Annotated in this window: 4 protein-coding genes; all 4 read left to right on the top strand. The window is 48.4% G+C overall.

What is annotated here, in order from left to right:
- Positions 1-115: 115 nt before the first annotated feature.
- A complete protein-coding gene (locus DBO31_RS01565; protein WP_150824273.1) occupies positions 116-454 on the top strand; it encodes a hypothetical protein in 339 nt (112 codons plus the stop codon).
- 182 nt (positions 455-636) lie between these two features.
- A complete protein-coding gene (locus DBO31_RS01560) occupies positions 637-1,818 on the top strand; it encodes a PIN/TRAM domain-containing protein (protein WP_059075375.1) in 1,182 nt (393 codons plus the stop codon).
- Positions 1,819-3,006, top strand: coding sequence for a 2-C-methyl-D-erythritol 4-phosphate cytidylyltransferase (gene ispD, locus DBO31_RS01555; RefSeq protein ID WP_234995351.1), 1,188 nt, complete (start codon positions 1,819-1,821; stop codon positions 3,004-3,006).
- 28 nt (positions 3,007-3,034) lie between these two features.
- Positions 3,035-3,589: glutamate--tRNA ligase (locus DBO31_RS01550; RefSeq protein WP_234995350.1), on the top strand; the 555-nt coding region annotated here is incomplete at its 3' end.

Raw genomic sequence — 3,589 nt, 5'->3', positions numbered from 1 at the left:
TTCTTCCTGATTTTTTGACAATTTAAATAAAATTTATTTTTTTCACTGGCTGGTATGGTATACTGGTAGTAGAATATAAAATTTAAAAAGAAAGTACAAGGGAGGTTGGACAATTATGCGGAAACGAGTGAAAAGGCTGGCCGTATTATGTACGGCAGTGGCCCTTTTATGTGGCGGAAGTGCTCTGGCATATTATCATAACAGTACTGCTGGTCCGGCAGGAAGATCGACTGTATATGACTGCAACAGCCCCGTTACCTATTATCAGGGACGCCGTGTTATGGCAGATGGTCATATGGAACCGGTTATCCAGCACCGTGGCTACGCAGTCAATGAAAATGGTGCCGTCGAAATGACAGGCCCCTGCTACGGGGACGGTAATGGGTACGGACATCACGGCAATGGCTATGGACATCACGGTAACGGTGGTTACTATGGCGGGTGCCATCGCTGAATAGAGAAAAACGAGCAGTTTTGCTGTATAGAAAGGCAGAGCTGCTCGTGTTTTTTCCCTGACGTGTTCTTTTTTGTGGAGTCTTATCAAAAAATATGGTATGATAAGAAATTGTAAAAAGATGCTTTTTACAGGTATAATGAATGAAAATGTTGATTAATATGAGAAGGGGGTGACATACTATGGCTGATGTACATACGACAGAAAATAAAGAAAAAAGAAAACCGGAACGCAAGAAACTCAATGGCCGTAAAATTGCTGATAATATCATGAAAGGTGCGGTTATGCTGATCATGGCCGTCATCTTTGTCATGTTGGCAGACCAGCTGGTGACGACGCCTTTTTTCAGTGCAGAAATCGAGGGTCGTTTTTCCCGGATTGGTATTTTTGGTACGACACTGATGACTATGATTACCTATATCGTGGGAGCCCTTCTGGGTGTCGTTCTGGGATATATCTTGTCACCGCTCGTGCTGCGGCTGATATGGAAGGTTATTCAGCGCATGGAAACGGGCCTGAGTGACTTTTCTACGCAGGATCTGCTTATTGGGACGCTGGGATTGCTTTTTGGACTCATTATTGCTAATTTAATAGGACTGGCGTTTTCCAAATTGCCGATTATCGGAGCGTATGGGCCAATTGTATTCAGCATTATTTTCGGGTATGCCGGCATGAGTATAGCTGTACGCAAGAAGACAGAAATCGTCAGCTGGGCCGGTATTTTCCGCTTGCCCAAAAATAGGGAAAAAGAACGGAAAAAAGAAGAATTTTCAGGGAAACTCCTGGATACAAGTTCTATCATCGACGGGCGGATTGCGGAAATATGCAGTACCGGTTTCCTCGAAGGGCCTCTTCTGGTGCCTGTTTTCGTCCTGGAGGAACTGCAGCTTATTGCCGATTCCTCTGATGTCCTGAAGAGAAACAAAGGGCGCCGCGGGTTGGATATACTGAAGCAGATGCAGGAAGACAACTATGTAGAAGTCCGTATCATCAATGATGATTTTGATGATGTGCAGGGCGTTGATTCCAAACTGGTCCGGCTGGGCCGGAAAATCAATGCCAAAGTCGTGACTAATGACTATAATCTGAATAAGGTAGCGGCGCTGCAGGGTGTCGTTGTTCTGAATATCAATGATCTGGCCAATGCACTGAAGCCGGCCCGGATTCCGGGAGAGCATATGGAAGTACTGGTCGTCAAGGCCGGTAAAGAAAATAATCAGGGTGTAGGGTACCTCGACGATGGTACTATGATTGTCGTCGAAAATGGCCAGAAATATATTGGCTCTACCGTCCCCGTCGTAGTTACTTCTGTTTTGCAGACTTCGGCAGGGCGTATGATATTTGTAAAAGTCGAACACGAGTAGGTGAAAGGTTTGAAAGTATCTGTCATCATAGTAGCGGCCGGTTCAGGCCGGCGTTTTGGCTATGAGCGCAATAAGCTGTTTTTTCCTTTGTGCGGAAAACCTGTACTGACTCATACGCTGCAGCACGTTTTTGCTGCAGCCTGTGTCAGTGAAGTCGTCATTGTAGTAGCGGAACGGGACCGGAGGGATATAGAAGATATGGTTGCCGGCCTGCATCCGTCTGTACCGGTCCGTTTTGCTCTGGGAGGAGCGGAACGGGAAGATTCTGTTTATAATGGCCTCGTGGCAGCAGATGAGTCAGCCGACATCATTATGGTCCACGATGGGTCACGCCCCATGGCCGGTCCGGAGTGGTTTGATAATGCCGTGCCGGTTATGGAAAAAGCAAATGTAGCTGTATATGCTATTCCTGTCAAAGATACGGTCAAGGAACGGGAAGAAGCTGGAGCCTGGGGGCTGCAGCGTGTCCGCACACTGGACCGGAGCCGCCTGATTGCTGTACAAACGCCTCAGATCTTCCGGCGCCAGACACTGCTGGAAGCCCACCGGTACGCCAAAGAGCATCACCTGACGGGGACAGACGATGCCTCACTGGCAGAGGCAATGGGGGAAAAGGTTGTTATTCTCCAGGGGGATGAACGGAATCATAAAGTGACTACGATGGACGATGTGCCGGTCCTTGAATTTTACATGACCGGACCGTCAGAGCACCGTGTCGGCAGCGGCTATGATGTCCATCCGCTCGTATCAGGAAGAAAACTGATTCTGGGCGGCGTGGAGATTCCCTATGAAAAAGGACTGGATGGCCATTCTGATGCGGATGTACTCGTCCATGCCGTCATGGATGCGCTCCTGGGAGCGGCAGGGCTGAAAGACATCGGTACGTATTTTCCCGATACGGATGCGGCATTTAAGAATATTTCCAGCCTTATTTTACTGCGTAAAGTACGGCAGATACTGATAGAGAACAGCTGCCGCGTCATTAACGTCGATGTGACGCTCCTGGCCCAGCAGCCGAAAATCAAGCCATATGTGGCTCAGATGACAGCCAATCTGGCAGATGCTCTGCAGATTGATCCGTCTGCCGTCTGTGTCAAAGCGACTACGACAGAACACCTGGGTTTTGTAGGCCGGCAGGAAGGCATGGCCGCCCAGGCCGCTGCCATGGTTATTAAATACAGAAATTAATAGTAATAGATAGTAGGAGGAGTTTGTTATGTCTAATACAGTACGCGTACGTTTTGCACCCAGCCCGACTGGCCCGTTCCATATTGGCGGTGCCCGCTCGGCTCTTTTCAATTACCTGGAAGCCAAACATACCGGTGGTACCTTTGTCGTCCGCATTGAAGATACGGACCAGAAGCGTTCTACCCGTGAATCGGAAGAAAATATCAAGGAAGCACTGCGCTGGCTGGGTATCAACTGGGATGAAGGTATTGATGTAGGCGGCCCGGACGGACCGTACCGTCAGATGGAACGCCTGGATATCTACAAAAAATATACCGATAAATTACTAGCAGAAGGTAAAGCATACTATTGTTTCTGTACTCCCGAAGAACTGGAAGCCGAAAAAGAAGCACAGATGGCAAAGGGAGAAACACCGGTTTATTCCGGCAAGTGTTCCCATCTGTCGCCGGAACAGGTGCAGCAGTACCTGAAAGAAGGCCGGCCTTATGTCATCCGAGTCAAGACCCCGAAGAATGAAACTCTCGAATTCGACGATCTCGTACGGGGACATGTCGCTTTTGACTCCAATAAAGTAGGCGATTTT

It is taken from the genome of Megasphaera sp. DJF_B143 (genome assembly GCF_900320625.1).
Lineage (GTDB): Bacteria > Bacillota > Negativicutes > Veillonellales > Megasphaeraceae > Megasphaera > Megasphaera hexanoica.
Note: the sequence above shows the minus strand (reverse complement) of the source record. Positions and strands in the feature narration are given on the sequence as shown.

Excerpts from the sequence above, each read along its gene's own strand:
- DBO31_RS01565 (WP_150824273.1), top strand. The coding sequence starts at position 116 with ATGCGGAAACGAGTGAAAAGGCTGGCCGTATTATGTACGGCAGTGGCC.
- DBO31_RS01560 (WP_059075375.1), top strand. The coding sequence starts at position 637 with ATGGCTGATGTACATACGACAGAAAATAAAGAAAAAAGAAAACCGGAA.